18 protein-coding genes are annotated in these 21,096 nt (G+C 68.5%); 12 read left to right on the plus strand and 6 right to left on the minus strand.

Annotated features, from left to right (window positions below; genetic code table 11):
• The first annotated feature begins 5 nt into the window (after window positions 1-5).
• Window positions 6-1,034, plus strand: a complete 1,029-nt coding sequence (tsaD, locus tag GON09_RS00650; protein WP_213934198.1) for a tRNA (adenosine(37)-N6)-threonylcarbamoyltransferase complex transferase subunit TsaD — start codon at window positions 6-8, stop codon at window positions 1,032-1,034.
• Between the two features lie 25 nt (window positions 1,035-1,059).
• Here tsaD and GON09_RS00655 read toward each other — a convergent pair whose 3' ends face one another.
• Entirely contained in the window at window positions 1,060-2,754 is a 1,695-nt protein-coding gene (locus GON09_RS00655) for an Hsp70 family protein (protein WP_213930154.1), read from the minus strand.
• 312 nt (window positions 2,755-3,066) lie between these two features.
• On the opposite strand from GON09_RS00655, the gene groES reads away from it, so the two are divergent.
• Window positions 3,067-3,369, plus strand: a complete 303-nt coding sequence (gene groES, locus GON09_RS00660) for a co-chaperone GroES (protein WP_006550071.1) — start codon at window positions 3,067-3,069, stop codon at window positions 3,367-3,369.
• 87 nt (window positions 3,370-3,456) lie between these two features.
• Window positions 3,457-5,067 (plus strand): chaperonin GroEL, encoded by a 1,611-nt coding sequence (groL, locus tag GON09_RS00665; protein ID WP_213930155.1) that lies wholly within the window; start codon window positions 3,457-3,459, stop codon window positions 5,065-5,067.
• 234 nt (window positions 5,068-5,301) lie between these two features.
• On the opposite strand, the gene GON09_RS00670 is transcribed toward groL, so the two are convergent.
• A complete protein-coding gene (locus GON09_RS00670) occupies window positions 5,302-5,595 on the minus strand; it encodes a WhiB family transcriptional regulator (protein WP_006550073.1) in 294 nt (97 codons plus the stop codon).
• Window positions 5,596-6,116: 521 nt separating this feature from the next.
• Here GON09_RS00670 and GON09_RS00675 point away from each other — a divergent pair.
• The 3 genes from GON09_RS00675 (at window position 6,117) to GON09_RS00685 (ending at window position 8,750) form a co-directional block, all read left to right on the plus strand.
• Window positions 6,117-6,980 (plus strand): hypothetical protein, encoded by an 864-nt coding sequence (locus GON09_RS00675; RefSeq protein ID WP_213930156.1) that lies wholly within the window; start codon window positions 6,117-6,119, stop codon window positions 6,978-6,980.
• Window positions 6,981-7,108: 128 nt separating this feature from the next.
• On the plus strand, window positions 7,109-7,687 hold the full coding sequence (locus tag GON09_RS00680) for a sigma-70 family RNA polymerase sigma factor (protein ID WP_213930157.1): 579 nt from the start codon (window positions 7,109-7,111) through the stop codon (window positions 7,685-7,687).
• Window positions 7,680-8,750, plus strand: coding sequence for an anti-sigma-D factor RsdA (locus GON09_RS00685; protein WP_213930158.1), 1,071 nt, complete (start codon window positions 7,680-7,682; stop codon window positions 8,748-8,750). Before GON09_RS00680 ends, GON09_RS00685 begins: the two co-directional genes overlap by 8 nt.
• A 94-nt stretch (window positions 8,751-8,844) precedes the next feature.
• On the opposite strand, the gene GON09_RS00690 is transcribed toward GON09_RS00685, so the two are convergent.
• The gene (locus GON09_RS00690) at window positions 8,845-9,255 is read right to left on the minus strand and encodes a DUF5319 domain-containing protein (RefSeq protein ID WP_006550077.1); all 411 of its coding nucleotides are present in this window, start codon (window positions 9,253-9,255) and stop codon (window positions 8,845-8,847) included.
• A gap of 260 nt (window positions 9,256-9,515) precedes the next feature.
• On the opposite strand from GON09_RS00690, the gene guaB reads away from it, so the two are divergent.
• The 4 genes from guaB to guaA all read left to right on the plus strand — a co-directional run bounded on the left by guaB (window position 9,516) and on the right by guaA (window position 15,797).
• Window positions 9,516-11,039, plus strand: a complete 1,524-nt coding sequence (guaB, locus tag GON09_RS00695; protein ID WP_213930159.1) for an IMP dehydrogenase — start codon at window positions 9,516-9,518, stop codon at window positions 11,037-11,039.
• A gap of 71 nt (window positions 11,040-11,110) precedes the next feature.
• Window positions 11,111-12,244, plus strand: a complete 1,134-nt coding sequence (locus GON09_RS00700; RefSeq protein WP_213930160.1) for a GuaB3 family IMP dehydrogenase-related protein — start codon at window positions 11,111-11,113, stop codon at window positions 12,242-12,244.
• A gap of 185 nt (window positions 12,245-12,429) precedes the next feature.
• Complete coding sequence (locus tag GON09_RS00705; protein WP_213930161.1) at window positions 12,430-14,154, plus strand: GMC oxidoreductase; 1,725 nt, start codon at window positions 12,430-12,432, stop codon at window positions 14,152-14,154.
• 68 nt (window positions 14,155-14,222) lie between these two features.
• Entirely contained in the window at window positions 14,223-15,797 is a 1,575-nt protein-coding gene (gene guaA / locus GON09_RS00710; RefSeq protein WP_213930162.1) for a glutamine-hydrolyzing GMP synthase, read from the plus strand.
• Between the two features lie 110 nt (window positions 15,798-15,907).
• Here guaA and GON09_RS00715 read toward each other — a convergent pair whose 3' ends face one another.
• A complete protein-coding gene (locus GON09_RS00715; RefSeq protein ID WP_213930163.1) occupies window positions 15,908-16,141 on the minus strand; it encodes a hypothetical protein in 234 nt (77 codons plus the stop codon).
• Window positions 16,134-17,573, minus strand: coding sequence for a PspC domain-containing protein (locus GON09_RS00720; RefSeq protein WP_213930164.1), 1,440 nt, complete (start codon window positions 17,571-17,573; stop codon window positions 16,134-16,136). Before GON09_RS00720 ends, GON09_RS00715 begins: the two co-directional genes overlap by 8 nt.
• A gap of 96 nt (window positions 17,574-17,669) precedes the next feature.
• Here GON09_RS00720 and GON09_RS00725 point away from each other — a divergent pair, with 96 nt between their 5' ends.
• Together GON09_RS00725 and GON09_RS00730 are read left to right on the plus strand one after the other, a co-directional pair.
• Window positions 17,670-18,992 carry an ATP-binding protein gene (locus GON09_RS00725; RefSeq protein ID WP_213930165.1) on the plus strand — a complete coding sequence of 441 codons (1,323 nt, stop codon included), beginning with the start codon at window positions 17,670-17,672 and terminating at the stop codon, window positions 18,990-18,992.
• Window positions 18,989-19,675: a response regulator gene (locus tag GON09_RS00730; RefSeq protein ID WP_213930166.1), complete on the plus strand. Its 687-nt coding sequence runs from the start codon at window positions 18,989-18,991 to the stop codon at window positions 19,673-19,675. Before GON09_RS00725 ends, GON09_RS00730 begins: the two co-directional genes overlap by 4 nt.
• 102 nt (window positions 19,676-19,777) lie before the next feature.
• Here GON09_RS00730 and GON09_RS00735 read toward each other — a convergent pair whose 3' ends face one another.
• Window positions 19,778-20,926: a serine/threonine-protein kinase gene (locus GON09_RS00735; protein ID WP_213934199.1), complete on the minus strand. Its 1,149-nt coding sequence runs from the start codon at window positions 20,924-20,926 to the stop codon at window positions 19,778-19,780.
• Between the last annotated feature and the right edge of the window lie 170 nt (window positions 20,927-21,096).

The raw sequence follows: 21,096 nt of genomic DNA on the forward strand, positions 1-21,096 counted from the left end.
TCGTGATGGGCATCGAGAGTTCGTGCGACGAGACCGGTGTCGGCATCGTCCGCTGGGTGGGCGACGGCACCCTCGAGCTGATGGCCGACTCCGTGGCGTCGAGTGTCGACGAACATGCCCGATTCGGTGGCGTGGTGCCGGAGATCGCGTCGCGTGCCCACCTCGAAGCGATGGTGCCGACGATGCGGCGCGCGCTCGACGAGGCCGGGATCGAGAAGCCCGACGCGGTGTGCGTGACGATCGGCCCGGGTCTCGCAGGGGCACTGCTCGTCGGTGTCGCGGCGGCCAAGGCCTACGCGGCGGCATGGAACGTGCCGTTCTTCGCGATCAACCACCTCGCGGGCCACGTCGCGGTCGACACACTCGAGCACGGGCCGATGCCGCCTTGCGTGGCGCTGCTCGTCTCCGGTGGCCACACCCATCTGCTGCACGTCGAACATCTCGGCAAGCCCATCGTCGAACTCGGCACCACCGTCGACGACGCCGCCGGTGAGGCCTTCGACAAGGTCGCCCGTCTGCTGGGGCTCGGCTACCCGGGAGGCCCCGAGGTCGACCGGTTGGCCCGCGAGGGCGATCCCACGGCGGTCGTCTTCCCCCGGGGCATGACCGGTCCGCGCGACGCACGCCACGACTTCTCGTTCTCCGGTCTCAAGACCGCGGTCGCCCGGTTCGTCGAAGCGAAGGAACGCGCGGGCGAGCCGGTGCCGGTCGCCGATGTCGCTGCGGGTTTTCAGGAAGCGGTGGCGGACGTGCTCACCATGAAGGCGATACGGGCGGCCCAGGATCTCGGCGTCGACACGCTCGTCCTCGGTGGTGGAGCGACAGCCAACAGCCGGCTGCGCGAACTCGCCGAGGAGCGTTGTGCCGCCGCCGGGATCACCCTGCGGGTGCCCCGACCGAAGCTGTGCACCGACAACGGCGTCATGATCGCGTCGTTGGGTGCGCACCTCATCGCGGCGGGCGCGCAGCCCTCCTCGCTGGGAACCGCGACGGATCCGGGCCTGTCGGTGTCGGTCTCGCAGGTGGTGGCCTGACCCGTTCCGACCGGGCCGTCCGGGCTCAGGTGGGGGCGATCTCCGAGGTGCCGGCGCCTGTCGTGGTGCTGGCGCCTGTCGTGGTCTCCGCAGTCGTGGTCTCCGCTGACGTGCTCTCCTCTGTGACCGACGCGATCGTCGAGGACACATCGGTCGGCGACGCACCGGTGGGGGACGCGGACGGCGACTCGACCGGCGGCGTGCTCGACGGTGGCGTCGGGCTCACACCGGGGCTCGGTTCGGTGGTCTCCGGATCGGTGGGAGCCGGGCTGGTGGTCACCGGCGGAGTGCTCGGTTCGGTGGTGTCCGGAGCTGTCGTGTCGGGAGTCGTCGTGTCGGGGGCGGTGGTGTCCGGGCCGGTCGGGTCCGGGCTCGGCGTGGTCTCGGAATCCGGCGTCGTCGGCGGCCTCGCGGGGTCGAATTCTTCCGCGGCGGACAAGCCGGGTGTCGGCACCTGATCGATCGGCGTGGGCGTCACGGTGGTACTCGACGATTCGGGCACGGTGGGCCACGCATCTCGGGTGGCCGGAGCGGTGGGTTCGACGGTCGGCAACGGCCACGGAACCGCCGTCGGTGCGGCTGGGACGTCGTCGGCGTCGCGGGACGTCACGGGTTCGGGCGGGGCGTGGGACGGGATGTCCGGCTCACCTGGGCCGGCCTCCTGTGTAGGAACGTCTCCGCTGGTGAAGCGCGGCGATACCTGGGCCTCGCTGCTCTCGCGTCCGGTGAAGTGCTGGGTGGCGAAGCCGGCCATGATCGCGCTGAGCACCAGCAGCCCGGCGACCGCGCCGGAGACGCGCCCCGAAGATCTGCTCACGCTGTTCGGCAGCGCGCCGACCACGGCGTATCCGGCAGAAGCGGGGGAGTCGCCCGACAGCGCCGCGCCGATCGCGGCGGCCGCTGCCGGCTCGGGAACGGTGACGACCTCGCCGTCGAAATCCGCGGAGACGGCTGCGGCGAGCGCGGGGGAGGCGGCCGCACCGCCGACGAGTGCCATCGTGTCGGGAACCGGATCGGTGCTCGAGCAGATGCGCCGCGTGAAGACCGCGGCTTCGGCGGCGAGCTCGGCGGTCAGTTCGTCCAGTTCCGCGCGGGTGAGGGTGACGGATGCGTCGGGTCCGGCCTCGGCAATGTCGATGCGGGTCGACGACGCGGTGGCGAGAGCTTCCTGGGCGCCCTGGCACCGGGCAGCGAGCAGTTCGGGGTCGATCTGCCGGCGGGTACGCATCCGTTCGGTGGCGTTGCGGACATGATCGAGTACACGGGCGGCCAGGGCGTCGCCGCCGACCGTCTCGGTGCGTGCGGACCGCAACAGGGTGCCGGTCTCCCGGTCGAGAACGGAGACGGTCGTGCCGGTGGCTCCGATGTCGACGAGTGCGATGGCGCCGGGTTCGCGTCGGACCCCCACGGTGTGGAGGTATTCGAGTGCAGCAGTGGTCTCCTGAACGAGGCGGACCATGTGGCCCGTCCTCTCCGCCGCCATGCGGATCTCGGTCGCCTGTTCCTCGGTGCGGTATGCGACGGTGATGACGTCGGGTGCACCGGACCCTCGGGAGGACGTGAGCGAGACGGCGTCGAAGACGAGATCGCCGAGATCGCGCCCGGGTTGGGACTCGGCCGCGAGTCTGCGGAATTCCGTTGTGGGCGCGGTTGCAGCATCGACGCGCAGGGCCGAGCCGACGCCGGAGGCGCCGACAGAGATGCCGAGCGACGTGGGCATTGTTCACCTTCCGTGCGTGATCGACGACCAGGCGGTCAGCGCCCTACCTCAGCTGAGGTCACCGAACGATCACGCTCATCGGTTTCCGTTATTCAACCGTAACATAGCGATGGGTTTCGTGCAGGTCGGCGTGTTTGCACCCGCTGCCCTTGAGCGCTGGCACTCGCATGTATAGAGTGCTAGTGACACCGAGCGCCGACCCGGCACCCGCGACGACGGGACGCGTGCGGAGTCACCGTGATGACTGAACACACCCGTGTTCGAGAACAACGATTCTCGGACCCCAATACCCCTGAAAGTGGAGGGCTCATCGTGGCGAGCGTGAACATCAAGCCGCTCGAGGACAAGATCCTCGTCCAGGCCAACGAGGCCGAGACGACGACTGCCTCCGGCCTGGTCATCCCGGACACGGCGAAGGAGAAGCCCCAGGAGGGCACCGTCGTCGCCGTCGGCCCCGGCCGCTGGGACGAAGATGGCGACAAGCGCATCCCGCTCGACGTCAAGGAAGGCGACGTCGTCATCTACAGCAAGTACGGCGGAACCGAGATCAAGTACGCCGGCGAGGAGTACCTGATCCTCTCGGCTCGCGACGTCCTGGCTGTCGTCGCCAAGTAGGCCGCGTACCTTCCGCCCCGGTGTCCCGCAACGGACCCGGGGCGGAGTCCGTTCGGGAACATCCGAGTCCAGGAGTAGTCGCAGAACATGTCCAAGCAAATCGAGTTCAACGAGACCGCACGGCGGGCTCTCGAGCGCGGTGTCGACCAGCTGGCCGACGCTGTCAAGGTGACACTCGGCCCGCGGGGTCGGCACGTCGTGCTCGCCAAGGCCTTCGGTGGTCCCACCGTCACGAACGACGGCGTGAGCATCGCCCGGGAGATCGAGCTCGAGGATCCTTTCGAGAACCTCGGCGCCCAGCTCGTCAAGAGTGTCGCGACCAAGACCAACGATGTCGCGGGTGACGGCACCACGACGGCGACCGTTCTCGCGCAGGCGCTCGTCAAGGTCGGCCTGAAGAACGTTGCCGCAGGCGCCAATCCGATCACGCTCGGTGCGGGTATCGCCCAGGGTGCGGAGAAGGTCACCGAGGCTCTGTTCGCAGCCGCCACTCCCGTGGAGGGCAAGACCGCCATCGCGCAGGTCGCCACTGTGTCCTCGCGCGACGAGGAGATCGGTGAGATGGTCGGCGAGGCGCTGACCCGCGTCGGTGAGAACGGTGTGGTCACCGTCGAGGAATCCTCCACGCTGAACACCGAACTCGTCGTCACCGAGGGTGTGCAGTTCGACAAGGGCTTCCTGTCGCCCTACTTCATCACCGACATCGACGCGCAGGAAGCCGTCCTCGAGGACGCGCTCATCCTGCTCTATCGCGAGAAGATCAGCTCGCTTCCCGATTTCCTTCCGCTCCTCGAGAAGATCGCCGAGTCGGGCAAGCCGGTTCTGATCATCGCCGAGGACATCGAAGGCGAGCCGCTGTCGACCCTGGTGGTCAACGCGATCCGCAAGACCCTCAAGGCCGTTGCCGTCAAGGCTCCGTACTTCGGTGATCGCCGGAAGGCGTTCCTCGAGGACCTTGCCGTCGTCACCGCAGGTACGGTCATCAACTCCGATCTGGGTCTGTCCCTCAAGGAAGCCGGACTCGATCTGCTCGGTTCGGCCCGGCGCGTCGTCGTGACGAAGGACAACACCACCATCGTCGACGGTGCCGGCACCGCCGAGGACATCGAGGCGCGTGCGGCCCAGCTGCGCCGGGAGATCGAGGCGACCGAATCCGACTGGGACCGCGAGAAGCTCGAAGAGCGTCTGGCGAAGCTCGCCGGTGGCGTCGCGGTCATCCGCGTGGGTGCGGCGACCGAGACGGAACTGAAGGAACGCAAGTTCCGCGTCGAGGACGCCGTCAACGCTGCGAAGGCCGCCATCGAGGAGGGCATCGTCCCCGGTGGTGGTTCGGCTCTCGTGCAGGCCGCGCGCTCGCTCGAAGAGCTCCAGGCATCCCTCTCCGGTGATGCCGCGACGGGCGTCGCTGCGCTGCGTACCGCGCTCGCTGCCCCGCTGTACTGGATCGCCACGAACGCAGGCCTCGATGGTGCTGTGGTCGTGAGCAAGGTCGGAGAGACGGGACAGGGCTTCAATGCCGCGACCCTCTCGTACGGCGACCTCGTGGCCGAGGGCGTCGTCGATCCGGTGAAGGTGACGCGCTCGGCCGTCGTCAACGCCGCGTCGGTGGCGCGCATGGTGCTCACCACCGAGAGCGCCGTCGTCGACAAGCCGGAGGAAGCAGCCGAGGCCGGACACGGCCACGGGCACGCCCACTGAGCGACCGGCTACGCCTACGGACCCGTCGTCCGGGTCCGTAGGCCGCACCGGACGCGAAAGTCGTTCCGGTCGGCACGAATACAGCGAGGCCCCGCAAGGAATGTTCGCATTCCCTGCGGGGCCTCCGTCATGTCGGCGCATGGTCGCAATCGCATCGTCACCGGTCGCACCGTCACGGTCCTGTCAACGCACGGTCACGACCGTGTCGGCGTTGTCACGGAACCGGTGACGGTCTCACACCGCAACCTTCCGCCGTCGTTGCCTCGTGTACATCTCGCGCTCGGTCTCGGACATGCCGCCCCAGATCCCGTACGGTTCGGCGACGGCCAGAGCATGGTCGCGGCAGCGGGCCAGTACAGGGCAGGTGCGGCACAGCTCCTTCGCGCGGTTCTCCCGCTGGGCACGGGCGCGACCGCGCTCACCGTCGGGGTGGAAGAACACCGAGGAGTCCACACCACGACACTTGCCGTGCATCTGCCAATCCCAGAGGTCGGCGTTGGGGCCGGGCAGTGTGTGTGGTGCAGGCATGTGGCACTCCTTTGCAGCAAGCTCGCGTGAGTGGGGCGAGCGGACCGTGGACACATCGGGATTCCCGCTGTGATCCGAATCAAACAAACTCACCGTAGGATCTGTATCGATTCGTCGTCAATATTTTCGATGAGTGGGATAGCACATAACCGAGCGGGCAAGATTTAACCGCGGAAATATTTACTTTCACAAGAAGTCGTGCCTTCGCCCTGCGAACAGGGGTGATCCGGAGTACTCTCCGCCGACGATACGGGTAGAAGGGCCCTTACTTGCTGGTAACGGGGCTTCCAGGGGGTGGACGAGGTCCCCTCTCGTGCTCGGAGGGCCGCGACGGCACCCTACATGCAGCACGCATGTTTTAACCCGATGTTTAACAAAATGTTCGGAAATCTCTTCCGGGGAGCGTGTGTTCCAATAGCCAAGACTATTTGCGCTCAGGGTGAGAATTTCTCCGGCAAATGTCCGGCTCCGCCCCGGAGGCTCCGTGTTCCGCCGGGATACGGGGGTGCGATGATTCCGCGATGGCATCTCCCGACCGCCGGTCGCATACGACATCGAGCACGTCCGACCGCCACGCGGTCCTGGTCGCTGCGGCCTTCGGCCCCACACCGGGGCTGCATCCGTTGCCGGCAGCGCACGGACCCGAACAGAGTTGGTTACGCGCTGTCGCGCTGGGTGGTCAGGGACGCTATGCCGCTGCACGGGCCGAGCTCGCCCGAGTGCGGAGAAGCGGGGGAGTGTGGTCCTCGTCGGGAGCGAGCACCGAGGCCTCCCTGCTCCGGCAGCTGGGCGGACACCGCGTCGCCTCCGTATCGGACGGGCGTGCACTCGCCGAGGCGAGTGCGCTGCGGACCGGGTCCGAGCGGGTACTCGGCGCCTGGTGCGATGCCGCGACCGGACTGGCCGCCGATGCACTCGGACGGGGTCGCCTCGCCGTATGTGGATCTCTCCTCGACCGATGCGCGTCCGCCCTGGACGCCGCCGAAGCAGAGGTCGGCGAGCGGGCCTTCGTGCGGCAACGGATCCGGCTCTCGTGGGTCGGGGCCGAATCCGCTCTCGCCGCAGGGGACTTCACCCGTGCCCGCAGTCACGCGGACCGCGCTGTGGAACTGGCGGACGGATTCGGGTCGATCCGGCACGAGGTGAAGTCCGATCTCGTCAGGGCGGCATCGCTGACCGGACTGCCCGACCGTGGCCCGGCGACGAACCTGGCCGCCGATGTCCTCGCGCGCGCGCAGGAACACGGACTGATCCCGTTGCAGTGGGCGGCGGCGATGCTCCTCGACGGACTGGGCGCCGGAGACGATGCGGGTCGCATCCGTGATCTCTGCGCGACCACCATCGGGCGGCGTGGTGGTCGGTTCGTGACCCCGCCTGCCTGCTGAGTTCCACTCGCGCGCGGGGGGTGACCCGATAGGTCGGTCACTGTAGTTACTCTGGGGGTGTTCCACGGTCAGGTGGAAGCCCGCCCGGGGGGGTGGTGCCGACTGTAACGCCAGGACTTGCGCAATCGATGACTGTTATGGGTGAGGAGTTGGACTCCGCGGTTGCTGCGGCTGCACAGGGCGACCGGGCGGCTCTCGCTCAGGTTCTTGCAAGTGTCCGGCCCCTCGTCGTGCGGTACTGCCGCGCACGGGTCGGATCTGCAGAGCGCGGCCAGCTCTCTGCAGACGACGTTGCACAGGAGGTGTGCCTGGCCGTGATGACCGCTCTGCCGAGATATCAGGACCAAGGCCGCCCCTTCATGGCATTCGTATACGGAATCGCTGCTCACAAGGTCGCCGATGCGCACCGCAGTGCAGCCCGCAACCGTGCGGAACCGGTGGCGGATGTGCCGGAAGTGATGTCGCTCGACGACAGCCCGGAGGAACACGCGATCAACTCCGAGGCGGGCCGGCAGATGAAGCAGTTGCTGGCCATCCTGCCCGAGAAGCAACGCGAGATTCTCATCCTCCGTCTCGTCATGGGGTTGTCGGCCGAGGAAACGGCCGCAGCGGTGGGTAGTACTGCAGGAGCGATCAGGGTGGCCCAGCACCGGGCCATTGCGAGACTCAAGAAGGAAGTCACGAGAGCAGGTGAGCGGAATGGGTAGGGGGCGTTTTTCGGGCGACGGCTTCGACGACGAGTTTCCCGACGACGAAACCTCCGTGGACCTCGCCGCCGTGCGTCGTGACAACGCGCTGATAGACGCGATCGCCGGCAACGGCCTCGTCGAGACGAAGGACACCGAGGAATACGAACTTGCCACTCTGCTCGCCGACTGGCGTGCGGAGATCCTGGCCGATCCGATGCCCGCAGGCCCCGACCTCGACGAAGTGGTGGCCGCCGTCCATCGCGAACTGGGGACGCGGGAAACGCTCACTGCAGCGCCGGAGGTCACTCCGCTGCGCCCGAGATCGAAGGGGCAACTCCGGTTGCTCCGTCCTCTCGCAGGTGCAGCAGCGCTCGTCGCGGTCGCCGTCGGCACCGCGACCGCGGTGTCCTACGGAGCCGAACCCGGCGACCCCTTGTGGGGCGTCAAGCAGGTCGTCTTCAGTGAACAGGCGCAATCCACCGAGGCCCGGATCGACACCACATCGACCCTGCAGCGTGCCGAACAGCTGATCGCGGAGGGCAATGCGGAGGAAGCACGCGAGTTGCTGACCTCCGCGGAGTCCCGCTCGGGCGATGTCCGGGACGCGGAGGAGCGCGACGCGCTCGGAGACTGGTTGCATCGTCTCGCCGATGAGATCGGCAAGATGATACCGCAGCTGCCTCCGCCGCCGGTCGCCGCGGTGCCTCCGGCGCCGGCGCCCGGTACTGTGGTTCCTCCGCCGGCCACGACTCCCGGCACGGAAGGGCAGCTGCCTGCCCCGACGACCGGTGCGGAAACCGGCACGACCGTGCCGCCCACTTCCACGACGGTGGATCCGACGATCCTGCAAGCGCCGCAGCCTCCGGTTTCGGACACCACGACGCCGTCGCAGACCGCACCCCCACCGCCACCACCGCCCCCGTCGAGCACGCCGCCTCCGTCGGTGCCCAGCGAGCCTCCTCCGTCCACCTCCGATTCTCCGACTCCCGCTCCGACGACGGCATCGTCGCCGCGGTCGACGCAGGACGGACCGGGAGCGGATCTCGCTCCGGGGTCCGTGACCACGTCGGAAGGCGGCTAGAAGAACCGAACGACCCGGGCCCGGCAGCACATGCTGCCGGGCCCGGGTTCGTTTGTGGAAGTGCCGTGATGCGTGGTCCGCGTGGGACGGTCGGTCAGGAGTCCAGACCGTAGGGGTCGACGGGCAGGGCCTCGTTCATGGACGCGTCCGCGTACCCGCGGCAGTAGTCCCAGGTGACGTAGGCGTCGGGGGAGGGGTCGAAGGCCGGCTCGTGCGGTCTGACGGTGCCGTCGACGAGCAACTGGAGCAGGTTGGCTCGCAGCATGTCCCAGTCGTGGTAATGGTCCTGGTGGCAGTCCTCGCAGCACACCACGAGTCCGCGGACGCCGCGGGGAGCCAGCAGCGCCTCGTAGACGGCCAGGTCTGCGAGGTCCTCTTCCACCGCGAGTCGCTCCGCAGGATCCAGGGGCTGGCCCGGCTCGATCGCGTCCAGTGCTGCGGACGGATCGTCGGGGTCTCCTGCGAACGGGTCCGGTGGGAGTCCGGGAGGCAACTGATCACGCACGACTCCACGGTACGCAGACCGAGGGGGTCTGCGCCAGCGGTCGCCAGGGGACACGCCGGGAAATCACAGGACGTGATGTGACGAACATCGGGGAACAGGGTGGGAGCCGAGCTTGTTCCCTGGAACAGATAACATGGACAGGTGCGTGCCGCTCTCCATCCGCCCGTCGGTACGACGAGCGTGCACAGCCTTCATTCATTCCCGCTGCCGGACGGTTCTCCCGTCCGCTCCCATCGACTGTCACGGAGGGTCCGAACCGCATGAGTAGTACCGGAGGGCGCGTGCACACCGGCGGTGACGACCCGAACAAGGTCGCGATGCTGGGTCTGACCTTCGACGACGTGCTGCTGCTTCCCGCGGCTTCCGACGTCGTCCCGAGTCAGGTCGACACGTCGAGCCAGCTCACCCGCGAGATCCGCCTGCGGATCCCGCTGGTCAGCTCGGCAATGGACACCGTCACCGAGTCCCGAATGGCCATCGCGATGGCGCGGGCCGGCGGCATGGGCGTGCTGCACCGCAACATGCCCGCCGAGGTGCAGGCTGCGCAGGTCGAGACCGTCAAGCGCTCCGAGGCGGGCATGGTCACCGATCCGGTGACCTGCAAGCCCACTGACACGCTTGCCGAGGTCGACGCCAAGTGCGCCCGCTTCCGCATCTCGGGTCTGCCGGTCACGGACGACGAGGGCCAGCTCGTCGGCATCATCACCAACCGCGACATGCGGTTCGAGGTCGACCAGAACCGCCCGGTCGTCGAGGTCATGACGAAGGCCCCGCTGGTCACCGCCCGTGAGGGCGTCACCGCGGAGGCCGCGCTCGGTCTCCTGCGTCGCCACAAGATCGAGAAGCTGCCGATCGTGGACGGGCAGGGCAAGCTCACCGGCCTGATCACCGTCAAGGACTTCGTCAAGACGGAACAGCATCCCGATGCCACGAAGGACCGCGACGGCCGCCTGCTCGTCGGTGCTGCCGTGGGGGTCGGGGACGACGCCTGGACCCGCGCCATGACGCTGGTGGATGCGGGTGCCGACGTCCTCGTGGTCGACAGCGCCCACGGACATTCGGCCAACGTGTTGTCGATGATCTCCAAGCTCAAGAGCGAGGTCGGCGACCGCGTGCAGGTCATCGGCGGCAACGTCGCGACCCGCGCAGGCACCGAGGCGCTCATCGGCGCCGGTGTGGATGCCGTCAAGGTCGGTATCGGCCCCGGTTCGATCTGCACCACGCGTGTCGTCGCCGGTGTCGGTGCACCGCAGATCACGGCGATTCTCGAGGCGTCCGCGGTGGCTCGTGCCCACGGCGTGCCGGTCATCGCCGACGGCGGTATGCAGTTCTCCGGCGACGTCGCGAAGGCCCTGGCAGCCGGTGCGTCCACCGCGATGCTCGGTTCGCTGCTCGCCGGCACCACCGAGTCCCCGGGCGAGCTGATCCTGGTGAACGGCAAGCAGTTCAAGAGCTACCGCGGGATGGGTTCGCTCGGCGCGATGCAGAGCCGTGGCGAGGCCAAGTCCTACTCGAAGGACCGCTACTTCCAGGACGACGTGCTCTCGGAGGACAAGCTCGTGCCCGAGGGCATCGAGGGACGCGTGCCGTTCCGCGGCCCGTTGCAGCAGGTCACGCACCAACTCATCGGCGGTCTGCGCGCAGCGATGGGGTACACCGGTGCCACGACGATCGAGCGACTGCAGGAAGCACAGTTCGTGCAGATCACTGCTGCCGGTCTCAAGGAGAGCCACCCGCACGACATCACGATCACCGCCGAGGCACCGAACTACGTGGTCCGGTAGTTTTCGCGTCCGCAGCAGGGTCCCGTCCCGGGTAGGGCGGGAGCATCGTCCAAGAGGAGAAAGGGGCGCGCGTGCGCGACCTCGTTGAAATCGGCATGGGTCGCACGGCCCGACGTACGTACGAACTGGGGGACGTGGACATCGTCCCGTCGCGCCGGACGCGTTCGTCGAAGGAGGTGTCGACGGCCTGGCAGATCGATGCCTACCGTTTCGACATCCCGGTGCTGGCGCATCCGACCGATGCACTGGTGTCGCCCGCATTCGCGATCGAGCTGGGCAAGGCCGGCGGCTTGGGCGTGATCAACGGTGAGGGCCTGTGGGGTCGTCATGCCGACGTCGACGCCGTCGTCTCCCGTCTCGCGGAGATCGCGAGCACGGATCCGCGCGCTGCGGTCCGTCACCTGCAGGAACTGCATGCGGCTCCGCTGCAGGGCGATCTGCTGGCCGCGGCCGTTGCGCAGGTGCGCGACGCCGGTGTCACGACTGCGGTCCGGGTGAGTCCGCAGAACGCCCGGACGCTCACGCCCGAGCTGGTGAAGGCGGGCATCGATCTCCTCGTCGTCCAGGGCACCATCATCTCGGCCGAGCACGTGGCCCACGGTGAGGGCGAGCCACTGAACCTCAAGACGTTCATCTCGGAGCTCGACGTGCCGGTCATCGCCGGTGGCGTCAGCGACCACCGCACGGCCCTGCACCTGATGCGCACGGGTGCGGCCGGGGTCATCGTCGGGTTCGGTTCCGCGAAGCAGGCGACCACCACGAGTTCGTCGCTCGGAATCGGCATCCCGATGGCCACGGCGATCGCCGACGCTGCTGCGGCCCGGCGCGACTACCTCGACGAGACCGGGGGACGCTACGTCCACGTGCTCGCCGACGGCGACATCGAGACCGCGGGCGACCTCGCGAAGGCGATCGCGTGCGGCGCCGACGCAGTCGTGCTCGGAGCGCCGTTGGCCCTCGCCGAGGAGGCAGCGGGCCAGGGCTGGTACTGGCCGTCCGTGGCCGGACACCCGTCGATGCCGCGCGGTGCTGCCGTCCGGATCGCCCAGGACGGACGTCCGGACCTCGGCCGGGTCCTGTTCGGACCGTCCGACGATCCGTCGGGCTCTCTCAATCTCGTCGGCGGTCTGCGTCGATCGATGGCGAAGGCCGGATACTCGGATCTGAAGGAGTTCCAGAAGGTCGGTCTGTCGGTCCGCGGATAGGACATTCTCTCCTCGGCACTTCCTGGTGGCCGGTCACAGCGTCGGAGGGCGCGGTGACCGGCCACCGGCGTTCGTGCAACTCTTTTTCATGCAACTTCCCGTAACGGGTAGAGTCGGATCTGTGCCTGTAGTCACACCGCCGAGGTGCATACTGGCCGGTAACAACTTTCGTCGCTGGAGGTTCCATGAGTAAGCAGCGGGTCACGGACTACGACGTCCTGATCGTCGGTTCGGGTTTCGGTGGGAGCGTCACGGCGTTGCGCCTCATCGAGAAGGGCTACAAGGTCGGCGTTCTCGAGGCCGGTCGCCGTTACGCCGACGCCGACTTCGCGAAGACGAGCTGGGACCTGCGACGCTTCTTGTGGGCTCCGAAGTTGGGCTGCTTCGGCATCCAGCGCGTCCACCTGCTGCGCGACTGCCTGATCCTCGCAGGCGCCGGGGTCGGCGGAGGGTCGCTGAACTATGCGAACACCCTCTACAAGCCCCCGACACAGTTCTTCGAGGACCGGCAGTGGGCCCATATCACCGACTGGCACGACGAACTGAGCCCGTACTACGACCAGGCGAAGCGGATGCTCGGCGTGGTGCAGTACGGCCGGATGACCGACGCCGACAAGGTGATCAAGTCGGTGGCCGACGACATGGGTGTGGGCGACACATTCATCCAGACGCCCGTGGGCGTGTTCTTCGGTGAACCCGGCCGCACGGTGGCCGACCCCTACTTCGGTGGCGCGGGCCCCGACCGCACCGGCTGCATCGAGTGCGGCGAGTGCATGACGGGATGCCGCCACGGCGCGAAGAACACCCTCGTGAAGAACTATCTGGGTCTCGCCGAGCGGGCGGGAGCCGAGATCGTCCCGTTGACGACCGTCACCGATCTCCGCCAGGCCGCCGACGGCACATGGGACGTGATCACCGAACGCACCGGCGCCTGGGTTCGTAAGCGGCGGCGCACCTACACGGCCGCACACGTCGTCCTCGCAGCCGGAACGTGGGGGACGCAGCACCTGCTGCACCATCTCAAGGACACCGGGGCGTTACCCGAACTCTCCGACAAGGTCGGCGAGCTGACCCGCACCAACTCCGAATCGATCGTCGGCGCAGGCAAGATGAGCGTCGATCCCGATATGAACCTCACCGACGGTGTAGCCATCACCTCCTCGTTCCACCCGACGCCCGACACCCACATCGAACCGGTGCGCTACGGCAAGGGCTCCAACGCGATGGGGCTGTTGCAGACGCTCATGACCGACGGCGACGGTCGCACCCCGCGCTGGGTGAAGTTCCTCGTGCAGGTCGTGAAGAACCCGGTGAAGATGCTGCGGATGCTCTCGGTGCACCGGTGGAGCGAGCGCACCATCATCGCTCTGGTGATGCAGAACCTCGACAACTCCATCACCACCTACACCACCAAGGGTCTGTTCGGTCGGCGCAAGGTGACCAGCAAGCAGGGGCACGGCCAGCCGAACCCCACGTGGATCCCGGCCGGAAACGAGGCGACGCGCCGCATGGCCGAGAAGATCGACGGCGTGGCGGGCGGTACCTGGGGTGAGATCTTCAACATTCCGCTCACCGCGCACTTCCTCGGCGGCGCGGTGATCGGATCCGATCCCGAACACGGGGTCATCGATCCCTACCAGCGCGTGCACGGCTACCCGACGCTGAGCGTCGTCGACGGCGCGGCGGTCTCCGCGAATCTCGGTGTGAACCCGTCGCTCACCATTGCGGCGCAGGCCGAACGCGCTGCGGCGTTGTGGCCCAACAAGGGTGAGGACGACCAGCGTCCCGAGCAAGGGCAGCCCTACCGTCGGATCGCGCCGGTCGAGCCGAAGAACCCCGTGGTGCCCGTCGACGCGCCCGGTGCGCTGCGTCTGCCGGTCGTAGGGATCACGCACAGCGGCGTCGCGTAGCGACCAGCAGAAAGACCGGATGAGCGGCCGCGTCGGGATCACCCGGCGCGGCCGCTTAGACTGTTCGGGTGTCGTCGCAAAGCCAGCAGTCCAGACCGGTCGTCGTCGTCGATTTCGGAGCTCAGTACGCGCAGCTGATCGCTCGCCGCGTGCGTGAGGCCAACGTCTACTCGGAGGTCGTGCCGCACACGGCCGGTGTCGAGGAGATCGCAGCGAAGAACCCGCGCGCAGTGGTGCTGTCCGGTGGCCCTGCGAGCGTGTACGAGGAAGGCGCACCGCGCCTCGATCCCACACTGTTCGACCTCGACGTCCCCGTCTTCGGCATCTGCTACGGCTTCCAGGCCATGGCGCAGGCGCTCGGCGGCACGGTCGCGCACACCGGTTCGCGCGAGTACGGCCGGACCGAACTGTCGGTGGCCGGCGGCGTGCTGCACGACGGCCTGCCCGAGACTCAGCCCGTGTGGATGAGCCACGGCGACGGTGTCACCGAGGCGCCGGAGGGCTTCGAGGTCACGGCGACCAGCGCCGGTGCTCCGGTCGCGGCGTTCGAGGACCGGGCCCGCCGGCTCGCCGGCGTCCAGTACCACCCCGAGGTGCTGCATTCGCCCCACGGCCAGCAGGTGCTCAGCCGATTCCTGCACGACATCGCCGGGATCCCGGGCGACTGGACCGCCGCGAACATCGCCGACGCGCTCGTCGAGCAGATCCGTGAGCAGATCGGCGACGGTCGTGCCATCTGCGGCCTGTCCGGTGGTGTCGACTCCGCCGTGGCTGCCGCGCTGGTGCAGCGTGCCATCGGCGACCGTCTGACCTGTGTCTTCGTCGACCACGGCCTCATGCGCGAGGGCGAACGTCAGCAGGTCGAGAAGGACTTCGTCGCCGCGACCGGTGCCCGTCTGATCACCGTCGACGCGTCCGAGACGTTCCTGCGCGAGCTCGCCGGTGTCACCGATCCCGAGACCAAGCGCAAGATCATCGGCCGCGAGTTCATCCGCTCCTTCGAGGGCGCGGTCGCCGAGGTTCTCGGCGAGGGTGCCGACAAGGGCGAGACCGTGAAGTTCCTCGTGCAGGGCACTCTCTACCCGGACGTCGTGGAGTCCGGCGGAGGCTCCGGTACCGCGAACATCAAGAGCCACCACAACGTCGGTGGGCTTCCCGAAGACCTCGAGTTCGAGCTCGTCGAACCGTTGCGCCTGCTGTTCAAGGACGAGGTGCGTGCGGTCGGGCGTCAGCTCGGCCTGCCCGAGGAGATCGTCGGACGCCAGCCGTTCCCCGGCCCCGGTCTGGGCATCCGCATCATCGGCGAGGTCACCCGCGAGCGCCTCGAAATCCTGCGCCGCGCCGACTCGATCGCCCGCGAGGAGCTCACGTCCGCCGGTCTCGACGGACAGATCTGGCAGTGCCCGGTCGTGCTGCTCGCCGACGTCCGCAGCGTGGGCGTGCAGGGCGACGGCCGCACCTACGGTCACCCGATCGTGCTGCGCCCGGTGTCGAGCGAGGACGCGATGACCGCCGACTGGACGCGCCTGCCCTACGAGACCCTCGAGCGGATTTCCACCCGTATCACCAACGAGGTGGCGGAGGTCAACCGCGTGGTGCTCGACGTGACGAGCAAGCCCCCGGGAACCATCGAGTGGGAGTGATCCTCGCTCGCGTGTGACCGCGTGGGAGTGATCCTCGCTCGCCGGAAGCGGTGAGACGACGACGTTCCCCGGACCGATTCGGTCCGGGGAACGTCGCGTAGGTGGGGTCGCTATCTCCGGCGGTTGGGGAGGAAGACCAGCACTGCTCCGATCAGCAGTGCCGCGCCCACCAGGACCCACCCGAGGTCGACGGCAGCGAGGAAATCGACCGAGAACGGTCCGATCATGGCCCATCCGCTCACGACCAGCGCTGCCAGTGCGGCCAGCAGGAGCAGGAGCGACGGTCCCTTGCGGGTGCGCTCGGTCCGATCCTCGGTGTGGGTTCCGGTTTCGTGATCAGCCACGACGCACCTCCAGAGATCCGAATTCCATGTTCGCGTTCAGGTTCAGGACCGGCCCGTCGTCCACTCCGTCCGCACCGCCGTCGATGCCGGGACCGGGGCATCCCTTGATCTCACCCGGGCCGATCGTGCAGTCGGCGCGGACGTCGAGGTTCTCCGGCAGCAGCACCTCGACGCTGCCGAACCGGCCGTCGACCTGCACCGTGCGGTCCTCGGTGAGTTCGAGTCGTCGGAGGTCGAGGGTCATTGCACCGAACTGAGAGCTGTACTCGGCCTGCAGCTGGTCCGCGTTCGTCGGCGCCCAGGTCCGGCTGCCCCAGTTCGAGGTGTCGACCGGTCCGGCGATCGATGCGAGCACGACGAAGCCGAGCAGAGGCCCGGTCACCACGAGAAGTCCGTGACCGCGGTGCAGGAACGCGCCGACCAACAGGCCCAGACCGATGACCGCGAGGGCCACGGCACCCACCCGGGCCGGGGTCACCCAGGCCAGGTCGGCGGCGGCGCCGAGGGCGCCGGTCACGGCAGCGGCGATCACGGCCAGACCGAGGACCGTGGTGGTCAGACGCGAACGCCGGTTCGTGACGACCGCAGGTTCGTGTTTCGGTGCGGGTTCGGGCAGATCCCACGCGAACGGGGCGACCCCGAGGGGATCCCATGCCGGCGGGGACGGTCGTTGGGGCGAGAGCGCGTCGACACCCGGCAGCGGAGCGTCGGTGTCCTTGCGTAGGTCGGGCATCGGGGACGTCTGCCTCTCCGTGGGGTCGGTTGCGCCGGTGATGTTCACGACCTCCGTCGTGTCGGCGGTCTGCGAAGGCGTGGTCGTCTCTGTGCCGATCGTCTCGGGGCCGGTCGCCTCACCGGCCGGTGTCTCCGCGGCTGTCGGACCCGTGTGCATGTTCCATGCACCGGTGTGTGCGCTCCACGGGGAGTGGTACGGGTTCGTCACCGGAGGCTGAGGAAAGGCCGGTTGGGTCGAGAAGGACGATCCTTCCGGTGCCGGCAACAGGGGCGGCTCCGGACGTCGCTGGTAGAGCAGCCACCATCCGCCGAGCATCAGCAGTGTTCCGATGAACCCGGAACCACCCGAGCCTGCGCCCACCGGTCCGATGGCACCTGCCGCGATCGCGAGGGCCACGAGGATCACGACGACCTTGGTGGTCGAGTCCGAGCTCGCACCCCGCCCGACGAGCGATTCGAGTGGGGCGACCTGGTCGCCGTGACGGGGGAACAGCAGCCAGGCCGCCAGATAGAGGACCAGACCGCCACCGCCGAACAGCGCCGAGGCGACGAAGACGACACGGATCAGCACGGGATCGACGCCGTAGCGCACTCCGATACCCGAGCACACCCCCGCGATGTGTCCCTCCTTCGGCAGACGCACGGGGCGGGTCCGCCACATGTCCGCCACCTGGTCCTGAAAGCTCCTCGTGTCCATGGCACCCATCCTGCTGGGCTTCCACGCGCGGCACATCAGGGACCGACCCTGATTTCCGGGACCCGATCGGAGTCCGGACATCAGGGTCCGTCCCCGATGCCGGGCCGGCGATCTCCGTGCCAGTATCGAAGTGTGCAACCGGTACCTGGATTACCCGTGACCGTTCCCCGCCTCGAACGGCGGGTGGGCGGTCGCATCGTGGGTGGTGTGGCCGGCGGTGTCGCCGACCATCTCGGCATCGACGCCACCAAGGTGCGGGTCGCGTTCACGGTGCTCGCCGCCCTCGGCGGATTCGGGATCGCGGCCTACGGCCTGCTGTGGATGTTCGTGCCCCCGGGCTCCGACACCGATCGCCCCACCGGCCCCGAACGTCGTCGCGCCATCGGCCTCGCCTTCATGGGTGTCGGACTGGCGGTGGGTCTTTCGTGGCTGTTCAGCGGTGGTGCCGCCGGTGTGGTGTTCCCGATCGTCGTGGTCGTCGTGGGTGCGGCGCTCGTGTGGCGCGAGTTCGACATCGAAGGACCCAGATCGGTGCTCGGGCTGCCCGCCCACCCGACGGTCCTCACCTGGGCTCGCGTGCTCGGTGGCCTGACCCTCGTCGTCACCGGACTCGGGGTGATGGTCATCGCGCAGGTCGACGTCGCGGCGCTGCGCTCGTCGCTGGTGGCGGTGGTGGTCACGCTGGTCGGTGCCGCGCTGCTGTCGGTGCCGCTGTGGATCCGGATGTGGCGTGCGCTCGAGACCGAGCGCGCCGCCCGGGTGCGCAACGAGGAGCGCGAGGAGATCGCGTCGCACCTGCACGACTCGGTGCTCCAGACGCTCGCACTCATCCAGAAGCAGGCCGGCGACCAGCAGGAGGTCGTGCGACTGGCGCGCAGTCAGGAACGCGAACTGCGCCGCTGGCTGTTCGGAGGGGACGAGACGCCGAGCACCTCGCTCGCCGAGACGTTGCGCACCATCGCCGGTGAGGTGGAGGACCAGTACGGCCTGTCGGTCGAACCCGTCATCGTCGGCGACATCGCGCCGGACGACAGCGATCTGACCCCCGAGGCCGCGACCGCCGTGCTCGGCGCGACCCGCGAGGCGCTCGTCAACGCCGCCAAGCACGCCGCGGTGGAGAGTGTGGATCTGTTCGCGGAGGTGGAACCGCACCAGGTGAGCGTGTTCGTGCGCGATCGCGGCGTCGGGTTCGATCCCGACAACGTTCCCGCCGACCGACAGGGGCTGGCCAAGTCGATCCGGGCGAGGATCGAACGTCGCGGTGGCCGCACCGTCGTGAAGTCGAGTCCCGGAAAGGGAACCGAGGTACGCATCCACGTGCCGCGCGCAGGCCGGACGGACGCCGAACGCGAACAGGACACCGAGTCGACCTTAGAGTGGGGGGTGACCGACCCCCACCCCGAGGAGCAGACACAGTGACTTCGATTCCGGCGACATCGTCCGATGCCACCGAGAACAACCGTCCCTATCGTGTCTTCCTGGTGGACGACCACGCCGTCTTCCGCTCCGGCGTGCGCACCGAACTGGGACGCGAGGCCGACATGGAGATCGTCGGCGAGGCCGGAGGAGTCGCCGAGGCCGTGGCCGGGATCGAGGCGACCAAGCCGGATGTCGTGCTCCTCGACGTCCACATGCCGGACGGCGGCGGTGTCGCCGTCCTCCAGCGGATCCCCGACGGCCCGGTGTGTCTGGCGCTCAGCGTGTCCGACGCGGCCGAGGACGTCATCGCCGTCATCCGGGCCGGGGCGCGCGGGTACGTGACGAAGACGATCTCCGGTCCGGATCTGGCCGATGCCGTGCGACGGGTCGCCGGGGGAGACGCCGTGTTCAGTCCGCGCCTGGCCGGTTTCGTGCTCGACTCGTTCACCGGTCGGTCCTCCGCGCCGGAACCGCCCCTCGATCCCGAACTCGACTCGCTGACCCCGCGAGAACTCGAGGTGCTACGTCTGCTGGCTCGCGGTTACACCTACCGCGAGATCGCCGAGGAACTCGTGATCTCGGTGAAGACCGTCGAGACGCACGCGTCGAACGTCCTGCGCAAGACGCAGCAGTCCAACCGCAATGCACTGACACGCTGGGCGCACCGGCGGCGTATCGACTGAGCGTGACGTCGGAAGTGCAGTTCTCGTCGCTCGTGCGCGGGATCGCCGGCGAGAACTACTCAGCCGTCGCGGCGCAGTGAGATCGGATGCGGTGGCGTCGGATCAGACGACCAGCGCGATGACGACGGCGACGAGCAGTGCCACCAGGATCACCGCGACCATCGCCGCCATCGCCAGGGGCGCATAGGCGACGATGCGGTCCTGCGGGTTGTCGGGGACCGGGCCCTTCGGGAGCAGGCGCTCGAGCAGGGCGGCCGGGGCGAAACCCTGTGCCGATCTCTTCGCGCCCCCGTGGGCCTGCGTCGCGGCGCCGAGGGACCGGTCGGCGAAGGAACCGCGGGGGCGCGAGGGTTCGACGAAGTGGGCGGAGCGTTGCGCCCACGACGGGATCGTGCCGTCCTCGTTCTGGATGGGACGGCCGCGCAGGGCTGCTGCGGATCCGCCCGGTCCGAGGACCACACGGGCGAGGAGATCGCGTGCCTGCGCCATCGTCGGGCGCCGCGACGGATCGGGTTGGAGCATCTCGAGCAGGGGTTCGGTGAGCGGACCCGTGTGCCTGGGCATGATGATCTCGGCCCGGGCGACCCGGTGCAGCAACGCGATCGAGTCGGTCTCGAAACCGAAGGGCGGCTGCCCCTCGACCGCGGTGTAGAGGGTCGCGCCGAGCGAGAACACGTCGCTGGCCTCGGTGGGGTCGTTGCCGCGTGCGACCTCGGGAGCGAAATAGGCCGGGGTTCCGATGATCACGCCCTCGGGATCGTTGTCGCCCTTCGCGCGGGCGATACCGAAGTCGCTGATCTTCACGATGCCGGCGTCGCGGCCACGCTCGGCGATGAGGATGTTGCCGGGTTTGACGTCGCGGTGGACGATTCCGGCGGCGTGCGCGGCGGTGAGGGCGTCGGCGACGTTCGCGCCGATCTGCGCCACCACGTACGGCGGGAGGGTGTCGACGACGTTCATCACCTGGGCCAGGCTGCGGGACGGCAGGTGTTCCATGACGAGCCACGGCTCGCCGTAGTGCAGTGCCATGTCGTACATCGAGATGGCGTGCTCGTGGGCGAGCTGGGCGGCCGCCCGGCCTTCCCGGAGCGCACGGCGACGGAGATCCTCGGCTTCGTCGGGATCGAGGTCGGCGGTGGAGATCACCTGTTTGACGGCGACGTCCCGGCCCAGGCGGTTGTCGCGCGCGAGCCAGACGGCACCCATGCCGCCACCTCCGAGCTTGGAATCGAGCCGATATCGACCGGCCACCAAGTGATCCGGCCCTACGGCCCGTCCTGCCCACGCCTGCTCCGCCACTCGATCGAGAGTAGTCGATCGGAGGTGGTCGGCCCGGCCGAAAGGCGTGTGAGCTGCACTGTAGTCCTCGCTCGGGAGGATGGCGTGTCGACTTGACGGAAGGGAGTGGAGTCGGGTCTACT

It is taken from the genome of Rhodococcus sp. B50 (assembly GCF_013602415.1).
In the GTDB taxonomy this organism is placed as follows: domain Bacteria; phylum Actinomycetota; class Actinomycetes; order Mycobacteriales; family Mycobacteriaceae; genus Rhodococcus.

Coding starts and splice junctions, on each gene's coding strand:
- groL (WP_213930155.1), top strand. CDS start 3,457: ATGTCCAAGCAAATCGAGTTCAACGAGACCGCACGGCGGGCTCTCGAG.
- GON09_RS00685 (WP_213930158.1), top strand. CDS start 7,680: ATGGGTAGGGGGCGTTTTTCGGGCGACGGCTTCGACGACGAGTTTCCC.
- GON09_RS00680 (WP_213930157.1), top strand. CDS start 7,109: ATGACTGTTATGGGTGAGGAGTTGGACTCCGCGGTTGCTGCGGCTGCA.
- GON09_RS00670 (WP_006550073.1), bottom strand. CDS start 5,595: ATGCCTGCACCACACACACTGCCCGGCCCCAACGCCGACCTCTGGGAT.
- GON09_RS00725 (WP_213930165.1), top strand. CDS start 17,670: ATGCCGGGCCGGCGATCTCCGTGCCAGTATCGAAGTGTGCAACCGGTA.
- GON09_RS00720 (WP_213930164.1), bottom strand. CDS start 17,573: ATGGACACGAGGAGCTTTCAGGACCAGGTGGCGGACATGTGGCGGACC.
- GON09_RS00705 (WP_213930161.1), top strand. CDS start 12,430: ATGAGTAAGCAGCGGGTCACGGACTACGACGTCCTGATCGTCGGTTCG.
- guaB (WP_213930159.1), top strand. CDS start 9,516: ATGAGTAGTACCGGAGGGCGCGTGCACACCGGCGGTGACGACCCGAAC.
- GON09_RS00675 (WP_213930156.1), top strand. CDS start 6,117: ATGGCATCTCCCGACCGCCGGTCGCATACGACATCGAGCACGTCCGAC.
- tsaD (WP_213934198.1), top strand. CDS start 6: ATGGGCATCGAGAGTTCGTGCGACGAGACCGGTGTCGGCATCGTCCGC.
- GON09_RS00655 (WP_213930154.1), bottom strand. CDS start 2,754: ATGCCCACGTCGCTCGGCATCTCTGTCGGCGCCTCCGGCGTCGGCTCG.